Source organism: Pseudomonas sp. WS 5532 (assembly GCF_012985445.1).
Taxonomy (GTDB): Bacteria; Pseudomonadota; Gammaproteobacteria; order Pseudomonadales; family Pseudomonadaceae; genus Aquipseudomonas; species Aquipseudomonas edaphica.
Genome location: NZ_JAAQWK010000002.1, coordinates 242,452 through 260,589, shown reverse-complemented (window position 1 = coordinate 260,589; position 18,138 = coordinate 242,452). Strand labels below are relative to the sequence as shown.

At 61.4% G+C, this 18,138-nt stretch carries 17 protein-coding genes; 9 read left to right on the top strand and 8 right to left on the bottom strand.

All coding sequences use genetic code 11. The annotated features are described in order from the left end of the window. Positions 1-7: 7 nt before the first annotated feature. The 5 genes from lysA to HBO23_RS04730 are packed head-to-tail and all read left to right on the top strand — an operon-like array spanning position 8 to position 4,419. Entirely contained in the window at positions 8-1,255 is a 1,248-nt protein-coding gene (gene lysA / locus HBO23_RS04750; protein ID WP_170036732.1) for a diaminopimelate decarboxylase, read from the top strand. Between the two features lie 3 nt (positions 1,256-1,258). After that, on the top strand, positions 1,259-2,089 hold the full coding sequence (dapF, locus tag HBO23_RS04745) for a diaminopimelate epimerase (protein ID WP_017134993.1): 831 nt from the start codon (positions 1,259-1,261) through the stop codon (positions 2,087-2,089). A gap of 13 nt (positions 2,090-2,102) precedes the next feature. Continuing rightward, entirely contained in the window at positions 2,103-2,819 is a 717-nt protein-coding gene (locus tag HBO23_RS04740; RefSeq protein WP_056860805.1) for a DUF484 family protein, read from the top strand. Positions 2,820-2,821: 2 nt separating this feature from the next. After that, complete coding sequence (gene xerC / locus HBO23_RS04735) at positions 2,822-3,721, top strand: tyrosine recombinase XerC (RefSeq protein ID WP_017134991.1); 900 nt, start codon at positions 2,822-2,824, stop codon at positions 3,719-3,721. Further along, positions 3,718-4,419 (top strand): HAD family hydrolase, encoded by a 702-nt coding sequence (locus tag HBO23_RS04730; RefSeq protein ID WP_170036730.1) that lies wholly within the window; start codon positions 3,718-3,720, stop codon positions 4,417-4,419. Before xerC ends, HBO23_RS04730 begins: the two co-directional genes overlap by 4 nt. Before the next feature lie 168 nt (positions 4,420-4,587). On the opposite strand, the gene sutA is transcribed toward HBO23_RS04730, so the two are convergent. The 4 genes from sutA to glnK all read right to left on the bottom strand — a co-directional run bounded on the left by sutA (position 4,588) and on the right by glnK (position 7,365). After that, the gene (gene sutA / locus HBO23_RS04725) at positions 4,588-4,914 is read right to left on the bottom strand and encodes a transcriptional regulator SutA (protein ID WP_017135899.1); all 327 of its coding nucleotides are present in this window, start codon (positions 4,912-4,914) and stop codon (positions 4,588-4,590) included. 101 nt (positions 4,915-5,015) lie between these two features. Next, a complete protein-coding gene (locus HBO23_RS04720; RefSeq protein WP_099550273.1) occupies positions 5,016-5,441 on the bottom strand; it encodes a secondary thiamine-phosphate synthase enzyme YjbQ in 426 nt (141 codons plus the stop codon). Positions 5,442-5,650: 209 nt separating this feature from the next. Next, on the bottom strand, positions 5,651-6,991 hold the full coding sequence (locus tag HBO23_RS04715) for an ammonium transporter (RefSeq protein ID WP_017135897.1): 1,341 nt from the start codon (positions 6,989-6,991) through the stop codon (positions 5,651-5,653). Between the two features lie 35 nt (positions 6,992-7,026). Continuing rightward, entirely contained in the window at positions 7,027-7,365 is a 339-nt protein-coding gene (gene glnK, locus HBO23_RS04710) for a P-II family nitrogen regulator (protein ID WP_002555808.1), read from the bottom strand. A 421-nt stretch (positions 7,366-7,786) separates the two neighbouring features. Between glnK and HBO23_RS04705 the strand changes: the two genes are divergently transcribed. Both HBO23_RS04705 and HBO23_RS04700 read left to right on the top strand, forming a co-directional pair. Beyond that, entirely contained in the window at positions 7,787-8,050 is a 264-nt protein-coding gene (locus HBO23_RS04705; protein ID WP_058421153.1) for an accessory factor UbiK family protein, read from the top strand. A 197-nt stretch (positions 8,051-8,247) separates the two neighbouring features. Continuing rightward, a complete protein-coding gene (locus HBO23_RS04700) occupies positions 8,248-9,744 on the top strand; it encodes a YifB family Mg chelatase-like AAA ATPase (protein ID WP_138452421.1) in 1,497 nt (498 codons plus the stop codon). 182 nt (positions 9,745-9,926) lie between these two features. On the opposite strand, the gene HBO23_RS04695 is transcribed toward HBO23_RS04700, so the two are convergent. Next, positions 9,927-10,505, bottom strand: a complete 579-nt coding sequence (locus tag HBO23_RS04695) for a TetR family transcriptional regulator C-terminal domain-containing protein (RefSeq protein ID WP_170036728.1) — start codon at positions 10,503-10,505, stop codon at positions 9,927-9,929. A 112-nt stretch (positions 10,506-10,617) separates the two neighbouring features. On the opposite strand from HBO23_RS04695, the gene HBO23_RS04690 reads away from it, so the two are divergent. Continuing rightward, a complete protein-coding gene (locus HBO23_RS04690; protein WP_170036726.1) occupies positions 10,618-11,532 on the top strand; it encodes an ABC transporter six-transmembrane domain-containing protein in 915 nt (304 codons plus the stop codon). Between the two features lie 3 nt (positions 11,533-11,535). Here the strand turns inward: HBO23_RS04690 and HBO23_RS04685 are convergent, their stop codons facing one another. Together HBO23_RS04685 and HBO23_RS04680 are read right to left on the bottom strand one after the other, a co-directional pair. Then, complete coding sequence (locus HBO23_RS04685; RefSeq protein WP_170036724.1) at positions 11,536-13,512, bottom strand: methyl-accepting chemotaxis protein; 1,977 nt, start codon at positions 13,510-13,512, stop codon at positions 11,536-11,538. A gap of 167 nt (positions 13,513-13,679) precedes the next feature. Next, positions 13,680-14,600 carry a LysR substrate-binding domain-containing protein gene (locus HBO23_RS04680; RefSeq protein WP_017135874.1) on the bottom strand — a complete coding sequence of 307 codons (921 nt, stop codon included), beginning with the start codon at positions 14,598-14,600 and terminating at the stop codon, positions 13,680-13,682. A gap of 136 nt (positions 14,601-14,736) precedes the next feature. On the opposite strand from HBO23_RS04680, the gene HBO23_RS04675 reads away from it, so the two are divergent. Next, entirely contained in the window at positions 14,737-16,140 is a 1,404-nt protein-coding gene (locus tag HBO23_RS04675) for a NorM family multidrug efflux MATE transporter (RefSeq protein ID WP_170036722.1), read from the top strand. Positions 16,141-16,269: 129 nt separating this feature from the next. On the opposite strand, the gene HBO23_RS04670 is transcribed toward HBO23_RS04675, so the two are convergent. Beyond that, positions 16,270-17,934 carry an EAL domain-containing protein gene (locus HBO23_RS04670; protein WP_170036719.1) on the bottom strand — a complete coding sequence of 555 codons (1,665 nt, stop codon included), beginning with the start codon at positions 17,932-17,934 and terminating at the stop codon, positions 16,270-16,272. Positions 17,935-18,138 lie beyond the last annotated feature (204 nt).

The window sequence follows — 18,138 nt, the reverse complement described above, 5'->3', positions numbered from 1 at the left end:
GAACATCATGGACGCTTTTAACTACCGGGACGGCGAGCTGTTCGCGGAAGGCGTGGCGCTGTCCGCGATTGCCGAGCAGTTTGGCACCCCGACCTATGTGTACTCGCGTGCGCACATCGAAGCCCAATACCGCTCGTTCACCGACCCACTGGAAGGCGTTCCACACAGGGTGTGCTACGCGGTCAAGGCCAACTCCAACCTGGGTGTACTGAATGTCCTGGCGCGTCTTGGCGCTGGTTTTGACATCGTTTCCCGTGGCGAGCTGGAACGTGTTCTGGCTGCCGGCGGCAAGGCTGACAAGATCGTCTTCTCGGGCGTCGGCAAAAGCCGCGAAGACATGCGCCGCGCGCTCGAAGTGGGCGTGCATTGCTTCAACGTCGAATCCACCGACGAGCTGGAGCGCCTGCAAGTGGTCGCCGCCGAGATGGGCGTTCGCGCGCCGATCTCCCTGCGCGTCAACCCGGACGTCGATGCCGGCACGCACCCTTACATCTCCACCGGTCTCAAAGAGAACAAGTTCGGCATCGCCATTGCCGACGCCGAGGACGTGTACATCCGTGCCGCACAGCTGCCGAACCTGGAAGTGCTGGGTGTCGACTGCCATATCGGCTCGCAACTGACCACCCTGCCTCCGTTCCTGGACGCCCTTGATCGCCTGCTGGCGCTGACCGATCGCCTTGGCGAGTGCGGCATCTACCTGCAACACATCGACCTCGGTGGTGGTGTGGGTGTGCGTTATCGCGATGAAGAACCGCCGCTGATCGCCGATTACATCAAGGCTGTGCGTGAGCGCACCGAAGGCCTCGGCCTGACCCTGATGTTCGAGCCGGGCCGTTATATCGTTGCCAACGCCAGCGTGCTGCTGACCCAGGTCGAGTACCTCAAGCACACCGAACACAAGGATTTCGCCATCGTTGATGCGGCGATGAACGACCTGATCCGCCCGGCGCTGTACCAGGCGTGGATGGACGTCACTGCCGTAACCCCGCGCGAGGGTGAAGGCCGCACCTACGATATCGTCGGCCCGATCTGCGAAACCGGCGACTTCCTGGCCAAGGATCGTCAGTTGGCCCTGGAAGAAGGTGACCTGCTGGCCGTGCATTCGGCCGGTGCCTACGGGTTTGTCATGAGTTCCAACTACAACACCCGCGGCCGTGCCGCCGAGGTGCTGGTGGACGGTGATCAAGCGTTTGAAGTGCGTCGCCGCGAGACGGTAGCCGAGTTGTTTGCTGGCGAAAGCCTGCTGCCGGAGTAAGCCATGCTGCTGCGTTTTACCAAGATGCACGGGCTGGGTAATGATTTTATGGTCCTGGACCTGGTCAGCCAGCACGCGCACATCCTGCCCAAGCACGCCAAACAGTGGGGCGACCGGCACACCGGCATCGGTTTCGACCAATTGCTGATCGTCGAGGCGCCGAGCAACCCGGAGGTGGATTTCCGTTACCGGATCTTCAACTCCGACGGCTCCGAAGTGGAACAGTGCGGCAACGGTGCGCGCTGCTTTGCGCGCTTTGTGCTGGACAAACGCCTGACTGCCAAGCGCCAGATTCGTGTCGAGACCAAAAGCGGCGTGATCGAGCTGGACATTCGCAGCGACGGCCAGATCAGCGTCAACATGGGCGCGCCACGCCTGGTGCCAGCGGATATTCCGTTTCAGGCCACCGAGCAGGCCGCCAGTTACGCGCTGGATGTAGAAGGCAAAATCGTCGACATCGCTGCCGTCTCCATGGGCAACCCCCATGCCGTACTGCGGGTCAACGACATCAACAACGCCCCGGTGCATGAGCTGGGGCCGAAGATCGAGCATCACCCGCGCTTTCCAGCGCGGGTCAATGTGGGCTTTTTGCAGGTGATCGACCGTACCCGCGCGCAGCTGCGTGTATGGGAACGCGGCGCCGGCGAAACCCAGGCGTGCGGCACCGGTGCTTGCGCCGCAGCCGTCGCCGCGATCAGCCAGGGGTGGATGGATTCGCCCCTATTGATCGACCTGCCGGGTGGGCGTTTGTCCATCGAGTGGGCAGGGCCTGGCCACCCGGTGATGATGACCGGGCCGGCCTCGCGTGTATACGAAGGACAGGTCCGTCTATGAGTGAGCCAAGCTAATGACCGATAAGCCTCAAGTACCCGCCCAAGCAACCCCAAGCGAAAGTCTGGAGGCCGCTGCTGTCGCGGCGTACCTTGAGGCTAATCCGGACTTCTTCGTCGAACACGAAGAACTGCTGCCCGCCCTGCGCATCCCCCACCAGCGTGGCGATACCGTGTCGCTGGTGGAGCGGCAGATGAAGATCCTGCGCGAGCGCAATATCGAAATGCGCCATCGGCTTTCACACCTGATGGATGTGGCCCGCGACAACGACCGCTTGTTCGACAAGACCCGCCGCCTGATACTGACCCTGATGGACGCCAACAGCCTGGAAGAAACGGTCATCGCCGTGGAAGACAGCCTGCGCCAGGACTTTCAGGTGCCGTTTGTCAGCCTGATTTTGTTCAGCGACAACCCGATGCCGGTGGGCCGTTGGGTCAGCGGCAGCGACGCGCAAACCGCAATCGGCGGCCTGCTCTCGGAAGGCAAGACCATCAGCGGCACCTTGCGTGAACACGAGCTGGATTTCCTGTTTGGCGCCGAACAGCGCAAGCAGATCGGCTCCACCGCCGTAGTCGCCCTCAGCCATCAAGGCTTGCACGGCGTGCTGGCGATTGCCAGCCGTGACCCTGCGCACTACAAAAGCTCGGTGGGCACGCTGTTCTTGACCTACATCGCCGAAGTGCTGGGTCGCGTCTTGCCCCGCCACACCACCACCCTGCGCGCGGTGCGCTAGCCATGGAACGGCAACTGGACGCTTATTGCGCTCACCTGCGCAACGAGCGCCAGGTGTCGCCTCACACCCTGGAAGCCTATCGACGGGACCTGAACAAGGTCCTGGCGTACTGCGAAAAACAACAGATCACCAGCTGGAAGGCGCTGGATATCCAGAGCCTGCGCAGCCTGATCGCGCGCCTGCACCAGGCGGGCCAGTCTTCGCGCAGCCTGTCGCGCCTGCTCTCAGCGGTACGCGGCCTCTATCACTACCTCAACCGTGAAGGCCTGTGCGACCACGACCCGGCCAACGGCCTGTCGCCGCCCAAGGGCGAACGGCGCCTGCCCAAGACCCTCGACACCGACCGCGCCCTGCAACTGCTGGACGGCGCCGTTGAGGATGACTTCCTGGCCCATCGTGACCAGGCGATTCTTGAGCTGTTTTATTCCTCGGGCCTGCGTTTGTCGGAGCTGACCGGCCTGAACCTGGATCAGTTGGACCTGGCGGACGGCCTGGTACAAGTGCTCGGCAAGGGCAGCAAGACCCGTGTGCTGCCGGTGGGCAGGAAGGCCCGCGAAGCCTTGCAGCTGTGGTTGCCGCTGCGCCTGTTGACCAACCCGGCCGACGATGCGGTGTTTGTCAGCCAGCAAGGCCGACGCCTGGGGCCACGGGCGATTCAGGTGCGGGTCAAGGCTGCCGGCGAACGCGAGCTGGGGCAAAACCTGCACCCTCACATGCTGCGACATTCTTTTGCCAGCCATATGCTGGAGTCGTCCCAGGACCTGCGCGCCGTGCAGGAGCTGCTCGGCCACTCCGATATCAAGACCACGCAGATCTATACCCACCTCGACTTCCAGCACCTGGCGACGGTATACGACAGCGCCCATCCACGGGCCAAACGCATCAAGGGCGGCGACTCATGAGTATCAAGCTGATCACCTTCGACCTGGACGACACGCTCTGGGACAACGTACCCGTCATCATCAACGCCGAGGCGTCGATGCGCGAATGGCTGGCACTTAACGCCTCCAAGGTTGGCGACTTGCCCCTGGAACATTTCGCCAGCCTTCGCCAGCAGGTGTTGGAGCGCCATCCAGAGCTTAAATATCGCATCAGCATCCTGCGTCATAAGGTCCTGATGCACGCGTTTGAAGAGGCGGGTTACCCACAGCCTGAGGCCACGCAGATGGCGGATGTGTGCTACGAGGCGTTTATTCACGCCCGTCACCAGCTCACTCCGTTCCCGGAAGCGGAGCCCATGCTAAAGGCGTTGCGCCAGCACTTCCTGCTGGGCGTGATCACCAACGGCAATGCCGATGTGCAACGCGTGGGGCTGGCGGATTACTTCCACTTTGCCCTGCGCGCCGAGGATATCGGCATTGCCAAGCCGGATGCGCGGCTGTTTCAGGAAGCCTTGCAGCGCGGTGGCGTGGATGCAAATCAGGCCGTGCATATTGGCGATCATCCTGGCGATGACATCGCCGGTGCGCAGCAGGCCGGGCTTCGCGCGGTGTGGTTCAACCCGACGGGCAAACCGTGGGAAGCGGATAAACAGCCGGATGCAGAGATTCGTAGCCTGACAGAGTTGCCGGAGCTGCTGCGCAGCTGGCAGTCACGCTGAAGATTCAAAGTGGGAGCTGGCTTGCCTGCGATAGCGGTCTGTCTGACCCACCGCTATCGCAGGCAAGCCAGCTCCCACAGGGCTATGCAATGAATTTTAAGAATTTGTTTCAGGCATGAAAAAGCCCGCAGCGACGGCGGGCTTTTTCTTACAAGCAGTCTGCTGACCTCAGATAGGTCGGCTGCCGTACTTGTTATCCGGCTTCTTCGGTGGGTCTGCCACCACGTTGGCCTCGACTTCCTGCACTTTGCCGCCTTTAGCGAGGAATTCTTCCATCGCACGGGCCAGCGCATCGCGCTCTTTGTTCTTGGCTTCAACGCTCGGCAGTTCGTCTACCGAGACAGCGGCCTTGGCTTTGCCTTTGGCTGCCGGGGCGGGTGCATCATCGCCACCGTCGTCGTCAGCAACGTCTTCAGCTGCCGCTTCAAGGCCTTCTTCAGCCTCGTCGTCGTCGCCTACTTCAAGGTCGTCGTTTTCCAGATCATCGTCGCTCATGTTCTACCTCATGACTTGCGAAAAGCAGATTAGTTATAGCCCAGCTTCACCCTCTGTCGAGGTCGCCGGAAAAAAATCACATCCACTGGATAACCAGTGGCTTATGCCCCATCACCGTGCAAGGTGGCGAGGACTTTACGAGCACCGCCATGATCACGGTGCTCGCCCAGATAAACACCTTGCCAAGTCCCTATCGCCAAGCGGCCGGCCTTGACCGGCAAACTCAACTGGCAGCCCAGCAGACTGGCCTTGAAGTGCGCCGGCAGATCATCCGGACCTTCGTCGTTGTGTTCGAACCCTGCACGCCCTTGCGGCACCAGCGAGTTGAAAAAACGCTCGAAGTCACGGCGAACCGCCGGGTCGGCATTCTCGTTGATGGTCAACGAGGCCGAGGTGTGCTGCAGCCACAAATGCAACAGGCCTACTCGGCAAGCCTTTAACTCAGGCATGCCGGCAAGCAACTCATCCGTTACCAGGTGAAAGCCCCGGGGCTTGGCCCGCAGGGTAATCAGGGTCTGTTGCCACATACAGTTCTCCGCCCATCGGCGCGCATTCTAGCGCGGTCTGGGAAAAAACAAAGTGTCGAATACGCCTACATGCATGTAAGACTTTCGCATCCTCAAAAGTGCCGTGTGGATCCCATCACAAACTCGGCAAAAAACCCATCCGCCTTTAGCCACAGACAAACACCAGACAAAAAAATGCCCGGCAAGCCGGGCATCTTTTTTTCGCGTACTTACAAGTTGTAGCCGCGCTCGTTATGTTGCGCCAGATCGAGGCCCACCGCCTCTTCTTCGTCGGTCACCCGCAGGCCCATCACCATGTCCAGCACCTTGAGGATGATGAAAGTCACGATGGCCGTGTAGATCACGGTGAAGCCCACGCCTTTGCACTGGATCCAGACTTGCGCCGCGATGTCAGTAGTGGCCGCGTTGAAGCCGCCCAGCGAAGGCGCTGCGAACACGCCGGTTAGGATCGCGCCGAGGATACCGCCGATACCGTGCACACCGAAGGCGTCCAGGGAGTCGTCGTAGCCCAGTTTGCGTTTCAGGGTGGTGGCGCAGAAGAAGCACACCACGCCCGCTGCCAGGCCGATGACCAGAGCGCCCATCGGGCCAACAGTGCCGGCAGCCGGAGTGATTGCAACCAGGCCGGCTACTACGCCCGAGGCAATGCCCAGTGCGCTTGGCTTACCGTGGGTGACCCACTCGGCGAACATCCAGCCCAGTGCCGCAGCAGCGGTAGCGATCTGAGTGACCAGCATCGCCATACCGGCAGTACCGTTGGCCGCCGCAGCAGAACCTGCGTTGAAGCCGAACCAGCCAACCCACAGCATGGCTGCACCGACCAGGGTGTAACCCAGGTTATGCGGTGCCATCGGGGTGGTCGGGAAGCCTTTACGCTTGCCAAGTACCAGGCACGCCACCAGGCCAGCCACACCGGCGTTGATGTGCACCACGGTGCCGCCGGCGAAGTCCAGCACGCCCCAGTCGCCCAGCAACGAGCCCGGACCGCCCCACACCATGTGGGCAATCGGCGCATAGACCAGGGTGAACCAGACGCCCATGAAGATCAGCATCGCGGAGAACTTCATACGCTCGGCGAATGCACCGACGATCAGCGCAGGGGTAATGATGGCAAAGGTCATCTGGAAGGTGACAAACACCGCCTCAGGGAACAGCGCCGCAGGGCCGGTGATGCTCGCCGGGGTTACACCCGACAGGAACAGTTTGGACAGGCCGCCCACGAACGAGTTGAGGTTGACGACGCCTGCTTCCATACCGGTGGTGTCGAACGCCATGCTGTAGCCGTAAACGAACCACAGGATGGTGATCAGGCCGGTGATGGCGAAGCACTGCATCATCACGGAAAGAATGTTTTTGGAGCGCACCATGCCGCCGTAGAACAGCGCCAGGCCCGGAATGGTCATGAACAGTACCAGCGCGGTGGATGTGAGCATCCACGCCGTGTCGCCGGAATTGAGGACTGGAGCAGGGGCTGGGTCCGCCGCCAATGCCAGGGCCGGCATTACGAGGGACAACAGGGCTCCTAGCCCTGCGAATTTACGCAGAGTCATATTGTTTTCTCCTGGGGCGTTGGGGGTTTGGCGGCTTAGATTGCGTCGGTATCGGTTTCGCCGGTACGGATGCGAATAGCCTGTTCCAGATTGACCACGAAGATCTTGCCGTCACCGATCTTGCCGGTGTTGGCCGCCTTGGTTATCGCCTCGATAACCCGGTCAAGATCCTTGTCGTCAATGGCGACATCAATCTTCACCTTTGGCAGGAAATCGACCACGTATTCCGCGCCGCGATACAGCTCGGTGTGCCCCTTCTGCCGACCGAAGCCTTTGACCTCAGTAACGGTAATGCCCTGCACGCCGATCTCGGACAGTGACTCGCGTACATCGTCCAACTTGAACGGCTTGATGATGGCAGTGACTAGCTTCATGAAAACTCTCTCCCGAATTGGTGGACTTGCCCCAGGAAAACAAACCCGTCTCAAGTCTAAGCGCAGTGCCTGGCTTTGTAACGCGTCGTCGCCTCGGCATTTGCCGTTGCGACGCCAGCGAACCACTGGTGACGAAACCTGTACCCCTGATCCGTCGGCGCACTGCATTCGTCACAGCGACTGCATCAGTGCATGGGTCATGATCGTCTAAGCAGAAACCTTGCCAGCTCCGTAAAAACCACTGAAATCAGTCCTTTGCCCACTTATGCCCACCTGCGGGGCGTATTGGCGGCTGCAATGCGCACAAAAACAGTGCGTAGCCGCCCAGCCCTCTGCGCGAAAAGCGTGCGCTCGCGGCCGTGAAAGGACTATAGACGCTGCGTGATACACTGCCGACCAACAGTTTTCCGGAATATTTCCCATGCTCGCGCCCAAAGACCTCCTCGACGCCCTGAGCGGCCACGCCTCTCGCCTGTTCAGCGGCGAAACCCCGCTGCCCCGCAACGAAATCGAAAGCCAGTTCAAGGCGCTGCTGCAAAGCGGCTTCAGCAAGCTTGACCTGGTGAGCCGGGAAGAATTTGACAGCCAGATGGTCGTGCTGGCCCGCACCCGTGCGCGGCTGGAGAGTCTGGAAGCGAAGGTAGCGGAGCTGGAAGCGCGGTTGACGCCACCCGCTGCTGAATAAACCCGGCCCCTGTGGGAGCTGGCTTGCCTGCGATAGCGGTGTTGAATTCACTGGCGCTATCGCAGGCAAGCCAGCTCCCACGGTGTTCTGCGTCGCTCTTTGGATACGTTCAGTAAAACCTCCCGCCCTCGAAAGCATCTCACCTCGTCTACCCTTGAAAAACCCGCAGGAAGCGGCCTCCCACTCAAGGAACGAGCATGTCCCTCGCCATCGTCCACAGCCGTGCCCAAATTGGCGTAGAAGCCCCCGCCGTTACCGTCGAAGTGCATATGGCCAATGGTCTTCCATCGCTTACCTTGGTGGGCCTGCCGGAAACCGCCGTCAAGGAAAGCAAGGACCGCGTGCGCAGCGCCATCCTCAACTGCGCGCTGCAATACCCGGCCCGCCGTATCACCCTCAACCTGGCGCCCGCCGACCTGCCCAAGGATGGTGGGCGTTTTGATTTGGCGATTGCCTTGGGCATCCTGGCCGCCAGCGTGCAGGTGCCGGCATTGATGCTCGATGACGTGGAATGCCTGGGGGAATTGGCCCTGTCCGGTGAGGTGCGGGCGGTCAAAGGTGTGCTGCCGGCCGCGCTGGCCGCACGCAAGGCCGGGCGCACCGTGATAGTGCCGCGGGCAAATGCCGAGGAGGCGTGCCTGGCGTCGGGGTTGAAGGTGATTGCAGTGGACCACCTGCTGCAAGTGGTGGCGCACCTGAATGGGCTGGTGCCGATTGAGCCGTATAAATCCGACGGCTTGCTGTACTTGAACAAACCCTACCCGGACCTGAGTGAGGTGCAAGGCCAGCTTGCCGCCAAGCGCGCACTGCTGATTGCGGCTGCGGGCGCGCACAACCTGCTGTTCAGCGGACCACCCGGCACCGGCAAGACCTTGCTCGCCAGCCGCCTGCCTGGTTTGCTGCCGCCCTTGAGTGAGCAGGAAGCCCTGGAAGTGGCGGCCATTCAGTCAGTGGTCAGCCTGGCGCCGTTGAGCCATTGGCCGCACCGTCCGTTTCGTCAACCGCACCATTCAGCGTCGGGGCCGGCGCTGGTGGGCGGCGGGTCAAAACCGCAGCCGGGGGAAATTACCCTGGCCCATCATGGCGTGCTGTTTCTGGATGAGCTGCCGGAGTTTGATCGCAAGGTGCTGGAAGTGCTGCGCGAGCCGCTCGAATCCGGGCATATCGTGATCTCCCGCGCCCGCGACCGGGTGAGTTTTCCGGCACGTTTTCAATTGGTGGCCGCCATGAACCCCTGCCCTTGCGGCTATTTGGGTGAACCCAGCGGGCGCTGTCGGTGTACGCCGGAGCAGATTCAGCGTTATCGCAACAAGCTCTCAGGGCCGTTGCTGGACCGGATCGACTTGCACCTGACCGTGGCACGGGAGACCACTGCGCTGAACCCGACCCAACACACTGGCGATAATACGGCGACGGCTTCGGCGCAGGTGGCAGAGGCTCGAGAACGCCAGCAAAAGCGCCAGGGCTGCGCCAATGCCTTTCTGAATCTGCCGGGGTTACGCGAGCACTGCACACTGGCAAAAGCCGATGAAGGCTGGCTGGAAAGCGCCTGCGAGCGACTGACCTTGTCCCTGCGCGCAGCCCACCGGCTGCTCAAGGTAGCGCGCACCCTGGCGGACCTTGAGCGGGTTGAAAACATTGCCCGGCATCATTTGCAGGAGGCCTTGCAGTACCGGCCTGCGGCAGTCGGCTAGCGCTTAACGAACGCAAATTCTGTGGCATGTGGGCTTTTGTGGCGAGCGGGCTTGCCCCGCGTTGGAGTGCGAAGCGCTCCTGGTCCGGCCAATACGATTCAACCGGTAGAGCCGGGGCCGCCGTGCAGCCCAACGCGGGGCAAGCCCGCTCGCCACAGTGAAATGGTGTAAATACCGAGCCCTTATGCGGAGAAACCCAACAGCAGCTGCGCCACTTCCATGACCTCATCCAGCACCGCCTCGGCCGACGCCGCAGACGGTTTGAGCATCAGGTCATCGGCATACCCCATCGCCAATGCGAAAATTTGCCGGGCCGCGCGTTGCGGCGAGTCGCAGCGAAAAATCCCCTCAGCCACGCCTCGCTCAATCACCTCAGCCAGCATGCCTTGCCACTGCGCGTTGATCACCAGATACGCCTGGGCCATTTGCGGGTCGTGCATGGCTTCGTCCCAGGCATCCAGCCACAACGCCCAGCCGGCATCAGCGGTGCTCGGCAGGCAATCACCTAAAAAACCCACCAGCGCCTCAAGTGGCGGAGCATCTGCCAAGGGCTCGCGCACTTCATCCAATTGCTCATTGGCAAAGCGCACAAAGGCTTCGCGACGCAGTTCGTTCCAGTCGCTGAAGTAGTGATAGACGTGGCTGCGCGACAAGCCGGCATGCTCGGCCAGGTCGCGGGTGGACACATCGGCAAAGCCCTTGCTGCGAAACAGCTCCAGGGCAGCGGCGATGATCTGGTCTTTACGGTCGATACGCGACATGGGCAATTCCTTTGGGCGCCGGTAGATAAGCGGCGCTTGCTTTTTGAGCGATCGCTCAAGGATACTTGAGCAGTCGCTCAATAATAGCGTCTATCACTCCTTTGGTGCACCCATGTCATCCGTGACCCCGCAAATCCTGATTGAAGAAAGCAAGAAAATCGGCCAGCAATCCGCCGGCCAAACGCTCAAGGCGATCGCCAAGGCATACCCCGGCAAGCTGTTCTGCACACTGTCACTGGTGGCGCTGGAGAATGCGCTGCTGTTGGCCTACCCGTTGTTTGCCGGGTTTGCGGTGGACTCGATTATCCGTGGCGATGCCACCAGCGCATTGTTCTATGCGTTGGTGGTGATGGCGTTCTGGGTGGTCGGCGCGGCGCGACGGGCGCTGGATACGCGCACCTTTACGCGAATCTACGCCGACCTTGCGGTGCCGGTGATTCTTAACCAGCGCCTGCAGAACCACAGCACCTCAAAATCCGCCGCACGGGTGGTGCTTGCGCGCGAATTCGTCGACTTCTTTGAAAAGCACGTGCCGATTATCGCCACGGCGCTGGTCTCGATTATTGGCGCGGCGGTGATGCTGATCGTGATTGAGCCTTGGGTCGGCCTGGCGTGCCTGGCCGCCCTGCTCTTATGCGTGACGCTGCTGCCACGCTTTGCCCAGCGCAACCAGGAACTGCATGAGCGCCTGAATGATCGCCTGGAGAAAGAAATCGGCCTGGTGGAAAAAGTCGGCGCACCGACCTTGCGTCGCCACTACCACGTGCTGTCACGCCTGCGCATCTGGCTGTCCGACCGCGAGGCCGCCGCGTACCTGTTTCTCGGCACGCTGGCAGCCCTGCTGTTTGTGGTCGCGATCAGCCAGCTGGCTTTGTCGCCGGCGGTCAAGGCCGGCCACATCTACGCGGTCATGACCTACCTGTGGACCTTCGTCACCAGCATGGACGAGGCGCCTGGGATGGTCGACCAACTGGCGCGCCTCAAGGATATCGGCAAGCGCGTGGACCCAGGCCTGGGCGAGCATTAAGCCTTAACGAAAACGGTCGACCTCCTGCCGCAAGCCTGCCGCCAGGGTTTCCAGTTCCTTGGCGGTAATGGCCAGGTTCGACACCACTTCGCGCTGTTCGCTGTTAGCCAATGCGATGCTTTGCAAGTTGCTGCTCAGCACGTTGGCCGTGCTGCTCTGCTCCTGGGTCGCGGTGGTAATGGCAGCAAATTGCTGGCCTGCCGAACGGCTTTGCTCGTCGATGCGCGCCAGGGCCGAGGCCACGTCGGCGTTGCGCGACAGGCCTTCCTGCATCAACACGTTGCCGTGCTCCATGGTGCTGATGGCGTTGCCGGTTTCCTGCTGGATGCTTTGGATCATCACCGAGATTTCGTCGGTGGCCTGGCGCGTACGCGAGGCCAGGTTACGCACCTCGTCGGCAACCACCGCAAAGCCCCGGCCTTGTTCACCGGCCCGCGCCGCCTCGATGGCGGCGTTGAGCGCCAGCAGGTTGGTTTGCTCGGCAATCGAGGTGATCACGCCGACGATTCCGCCAATTTCCTGGGAGCGCTGGCCCAAGGTGTTGATCACCGTGGCCGTGCTGTTGAGGGCAGTGGCGATATGCTCCAGCGACGACGACGCCTCTTGCATCGAGGTGCGGCCAATACGCGTCTGCTGGGCGTTTTCCTGGGCCAATCGCTCGGTATTGCCCATGTTGTCGGCGATGTTCAGCGAGGTGGCGCTGAACTCTTCCACTGCGCCAGCCATGCTGGTGATTTCGCCGGACTGCTGCTCCATGCCCTCATAGGCCCCACCCGACAGGCCGGACAACGCCTGAGCCCGGCTGTTGACCTCTTCTGCCGCTTTGCGAATATGCGAGACCATGGTCGAAAGCGCCTCACCCATCTGGTTGAAGCTGCTCGCCAACTGGCCGATTTCATCATGGCTGGACACATTCAAGCGTGCGCTCAAATCGCCAGCGCCCAAGGCTTCGGCCTGGCGCACCAAGTCGCTCAAAGGCTGCAATTTGCTGCGCAGCAACCACACCGCTGCGCCTACTGCCAGCAACATCGCCAGTACGCTGCCGATCACCAGGCGAATGCCGACCGCCCATGTGACTGCACGTATTTCGGACTTCGGCATGCTCGCCACCACCGACCACGGCCCGCCTTCAAACGGCACCGCAACGCTGTAGAAGTCTTCGTCCTTGTCGCTCCAGAAGCGGCCTTTGCCTGGGTTCTTGGCCAGATCAAGCATCACCGGAACCGCCTGATCCAGCGCCTGCACACCCGCCGGTGGCACCAGCCAGTGCTTCTGTTCGTCCAGCAAGGCAAGTGAGCCAGTCTGGCCGATACGGAAGCGCTTGAGGTTGTCGAACTGGGCCTTCTGCTCATCGGTGTAATCAAAGCCGATAAACAACACGGCGATCACCTTGCCGGCGGCATCGCGCACGGGGCTGTACTGGGTCATGTAGGCGCGATCGAACAACACCGCCCGCCCGATGTAATTCTGCCCGGCCAACAGGCGCTGGTAGGCCGGATGCTGGTGATCCAGCACAGTCCCGATGGCCCGATTGCCATCTTGTTTGGTCAGGGAGGTACTGATGCGAATGAAGTCTTCGCCACTGCGCACAAACACAGTGGCCACGCCGCCGGACATCTGCTTGAACTCGTCCACCTCCGCGAAGTTGTTGTTCAACACCTCATCGCCCAACAGCAGGCTCGGGGTCTGCACACCGGCCACGGCGACTTGCTGGTCAGCGCGCACACTCAACCCGGCGCCAAAGCGCTTTTCAAACAGCCCGCTCAATCGCTGAGTACTTTCGCGCAAGGTGCTGTGGAAGGTGTTGAGTTGATCGGCCAGCAAGCGTGCCTCGCTGGCCAGGTGTTCCTCGCGGGTGTCGAGGTTGGCCGAATCCAAGGAACGCAGGGCAAAAACAGTACTGCCGCTGATGACGACCGCCAAAATAACGGCCAAGGCGAGGCCTAACTGGGAGGCGATCCGAGCGCGAGGTTGAGACATGACAGCTCCTGGCCGAGGCCAGGATCATCCTGATCTCTTAGCGCAGCTCGGCAAATTATCTGGTGGGAAACGCTGGAAAATAAAGGTTCCAGCACACCTTATTCGGCAAGCGCAGACAATACTTGAGCGATTTACAGGGGTACCGCGCAAACGATTGCACCGAAGCGCTAGGCAAGGCGTTCGACCTGGGGCAATTCCATGGCATTGACTTCGCCTTGAAGAAACTCCGCCAATCGCCGCAAACGCTCACCACCGGGACGGGTTTTCGGCCACACCAGGTAGTAATTTTCCCCACTGGCCACCGCCGTCGGCCACGGCAGGCTCAAACGGCCCTGGGCCACATCTTCGGCCACCATCAGCAAATCGCCCATGGACACGCCGTAACCCCGCGCGGCGGCGATCATGCCCAACTCCAAGGTATCGAACACCTGCCCACCCTTGAGCGACACCTGGGACGACAACCCCATGCGCTCCAGCCAATTGCGCCAGTCACGGCGGTCGGGTGTGGGGTGCAGCAGCTCGGCGCTTGCCAGTCGTGGGACGTCCCACGGCCCGTCATTGAGCAGGTTGGGCGCACCCACCGGAATCAGCAACTCGGGGAACAGGTAACAGGCCTCCCAGTCCGCAGGAAAGTGCCCGTAGCTCAGTAATACAGCGCAGTCGAAGGGTTCCTGGTTGAAGTCCACTTCATCCACGCTCATCCATGCACTGGTCAGTTGCACTTCATTGCCAGGCTGCAAGGCGCGAAAGCGACTGAGCCGCGCCAGCAACCAGCGCATGGTCAGGGTCGATGGCGCCTTCATGCGCAGGATGTCGTCTTCGGCGTTCAGGGTGTGGCAGGCGCGTTCCAGCGCCGCGAAGCCTTCGCGCACGCCGGGCAACAGCAGGCGCGCCGCTTCGGTGAGCTGCAGGTTGCGGCCACTGCGCTGGAACAGGCGGCAGGCGAAGTGCTCTTCGAGCGTACGGATATGCCGGCTGACAGCACTTTGCGTGATGGAAAGCTCATCCGCCGCACGGGTAAATGAGTTGTGCCGGGAGGCGGCTTCAAAGGCGCGCAAGGCATAAAGCGGCGGTAGACGGCGTGCCATAGAAGAACCCCCTCAGATCAATACCCAACCCTACCATGAGTTTTAATCATGCGAATGATCGCTTTTATCCTTTTGTGTAATGCCTCGGGAGCGCCGAGAATCAGCCCTTTCCCAACCCTCTGACTTTTTGAGTGTGATGATCATGCAACATCCGGTGCGTACTGAACTCTGGGCCATTCTGCGGCTGTCGGGGCCGTTGATTGCCTCACAGTTGGCGCACATGCTGATGGTGCTGACCGACACGCTGATGATGGCCCGCCTGAGCCCCGAAGCCCTGGCCGGTGGCGGCTTGGGCGCCGCGAGCTATTCGTTCGTCGCGATCTTCTGCATCGGTGTGATTGCCGCCGTCGGCACGCTGGTCGCCATCCGTCATGGCGCCGGTGACATCGAAGGCGCCACTCGCCTGACCCAAGCAGGTCTTTGGTTGGCGTGGTTGATGGCGTTGGTGGCCGGCTTGCTGTTGTGGAATCTCAAGCCCGTGCTGCTGATGTTCGGCCAGACCGAAACCAACGTGCAGGCGGCTGGGCAATTCTTGACCATCCTGCCGTTCGCCCTGCCCGGCTACCTGAGCTTCATGGCCTTGCGCGGCTTTACCAGCGCCATCGGCAAGGCGACACCGGTGATGGTGATCAGCCTGGGCGGCACCGTCATTAACTACCTGCTCAACCATGCGCTGATCGAGGGCATGTTCGGTCTGCCGAAGCTGGGCTTGATGGGCATCGGCCTGGTCACAGCGATCGTCGCCAACTGCATGGCCCTGGCGTTGATGTGGTACATCCGCAGCAACCGCGCTTACGTGGCCTACCCGCTCGGCACGGGCCTGTTGCGCCTTAACACGCAGTATCTGCGTGAGCTGTGGCGCCTGGGCCTGCCGATTGGCGGCACCTACGCGGTGGAGGTCGGCTTGTTCGCCTTCGCGGCGCTGTGCATGGGCACCATGGGCAGTACGCAATTGGCCGCGCATCAGATTGCCCTGCAAATCGTCTCGGTGGCGTTCATGGTGCCGGCGGGGATGTCGTATGCGATCACCATGCGCATCGGCCAGCATTACGGCGCCGGTAAATTGCTGCAAGCACGCATGGCCGGGCGGGTCGGGATCGGTTTTGGCGCATTGGTGATGTTGGGGTTTGCCGTTGTGCTGTGGCTGTTTTCCGATGCGCTTATCGGACTGTTTCTGGACCATAACGACCCGGCTTTCCACGACGTCATCGTGCTGGCGGTCAGCCTGCTGGCCGTGGCGGCGTGGTTCGAATTGTTCGACGGCGTGCAGACCATTGCCATGGGCTGTATTCGCGGGCTGAAGGACGCCAAGACCACCTTCCTGGTCGGGCTGGGTTGCTATTGGCTGATCGGCGCACCGTCGGCGTGGTTGATGGCGTTCACACTGGGTTGGGGGCCGACCGGTGTCTGGTGGGGTTTGGCGCTTGGGCTGGCGTGTGCGGCCGTCAGCCTGACGTGGGCGTTTGAGGCGAAGATGAAGCGGATGATTCGGCAGGAGCCTGAAGTGCGCACGCAATTCCCGGCCATGCAACCAGACTAGAGAATGTACTCGGTCAATGTGGGAGCTGGCTTGCCTGCGATGGCGGTGTGTCAGGTGCCAAATTGGCTGGCTGGCCCACCGCCATCGCAGGCAAGCCAGCTCCCACATTTTTGATTGGGTTTACAACCTTCAGCCCAGCAGCGCCTGCTGGCTCTTGCCGAACGTCAAATACTCCACCAGTTCCGGCAACGGCAACGGCTTGCTGATCAGGTAACCCTGGGCCTGATCACACCCAAACAGCCGCAACAACGCCAGCTGTTCAGGGGTTTCCACCCCTTCGGCCACCACTTCCAGGTTGAGGTTGTGGGCCAGGTTGATCATGGCATGCACCAGCTTGCGGTTTTCTTCGCGCTCTTCCATGCCGCCGACGAAGCTCTTGTCGATCTTCAGCAAGGCAATTGGCAGGCTGTTGAGGTGCACGAATGAGGAAAAACCGGTGCCGAAATCATCCAGGGAAAACCGCACACCCAAGCGGCCAAGGGCGTCCATGGTCTGCTTGACCAAGTCACTGCGGCGCATCACGGCGGTCTCGGTCAGCTCGAACTCCAGCCACTGCGCTTCGACACCACGCTCGGCGATCAGCCGGCTCAACGTCGAAAGCAACTGGCTGTCCTGGAATTGGCGAAACGACAGGTTGACCGCCATATGCAGCGGCGGCAGGCCGCGTTCGCGCAGGTCTTGCATATCGCGCAAGGCCCGCGAGATCACCCAGTAACCCAATGGCACAATCAGGCCACTCTGTTCGGCCAAGGGCACGAATTCGCTGGGTGGCAACAGGCCACGCTCGCCGTGGCGCCAGCGCACCAGCGCTTCCAGGCCGACGATATGCCCGTCGTCCAAATCCAGGCGCGGCTGGTAATGCAGCTCCAGTTCGTCGCGGCGCAGAGCACGGCGCAGCTCACTTTCCAGGTCGGCCAGGCTGCGGGCGTTGCGGTTGATGCGTTCGTTGAAGATGTGAAAGGTACAGCCCTGGGTACTCTTGGCCTGCTGCATGGCGATGTGCGCGTGCCACATCAGCGGGTCGGCCCCGGCGCGGGCACGGGCATGTGCCACGCCCAGGCTGCAGCCGATCAGCAGGCTTTCGCCATCCACCCAATACGGCTCGGCCATGGCTTCGGTAATGCGCTCGGCCATCCACTCGGCGCGCTGGGGCGCACGGCGGGTGTCGATCAGCAGGGCGAATTCGTCGCTGCCCAGGCGCGCCAGTTGGTCACCGGCTTCGAGTTGGCTCTTGAGCCGCGAGACCACTTGCAGGATCAAACGATCGCCGGCCTGATGGCCCAAGGCGTCGTTGGCGTGACGAAAATTGTCGAGGTCCAGATGGCCGAGGGCCAGGCCACGGCCTTCGTTTTCGGCTAGACGCGCCGCCAGCAAGGTCTGGAAACCCTGGCGGTTGGCGATACCGGTGAGCGGGTCCTGCTCGGCCAGGCGCTGCAGGGTGTTTTCCAGCACGCCGCGCTCACGCACGTGGCGCAGGCAGCGGCGCAAGGTATCGGTATCCAATGCACCAAAGACCAGCCAGTCGCTCACACCCAGCGGTGAAACCAGCGGTTCCTGCTCCAGCAGCAATATGCACGGCAGGCTGCAACGGCCTGGGCCGGGTTGCAGGCTGGGCGTGGTCAATAACATGGCACTGTGGTCGTCATCGAACAGACGACTCACCGAGTCCCAGTTGGGCGCGCTGACCAGCACAGCCCCATCGCCCATCGGCGCCAGGCACTCGCGCAACAACGCTGCCCACGCTGGCTCATCGGCCAGTAGCAGCAAACGCAAGGGTTCGACAGGCGTAGACAAGCTAGCTCCCTAGACTCTGCAAAATTTTTTGGCGGCGGGCATTATGACGCGCGGCCTGATAATCACCAATGATAAGGGTTATCAAATACGCTAACGGTATACATTCGCTGCAGTTACCCGTCACATCCTGCGGCAAAGTATCAAAACCGGCAAATTTAGATCGAGTGGTACGTCACACCGTCGTTCTAAAGCAGCAGAATCTTG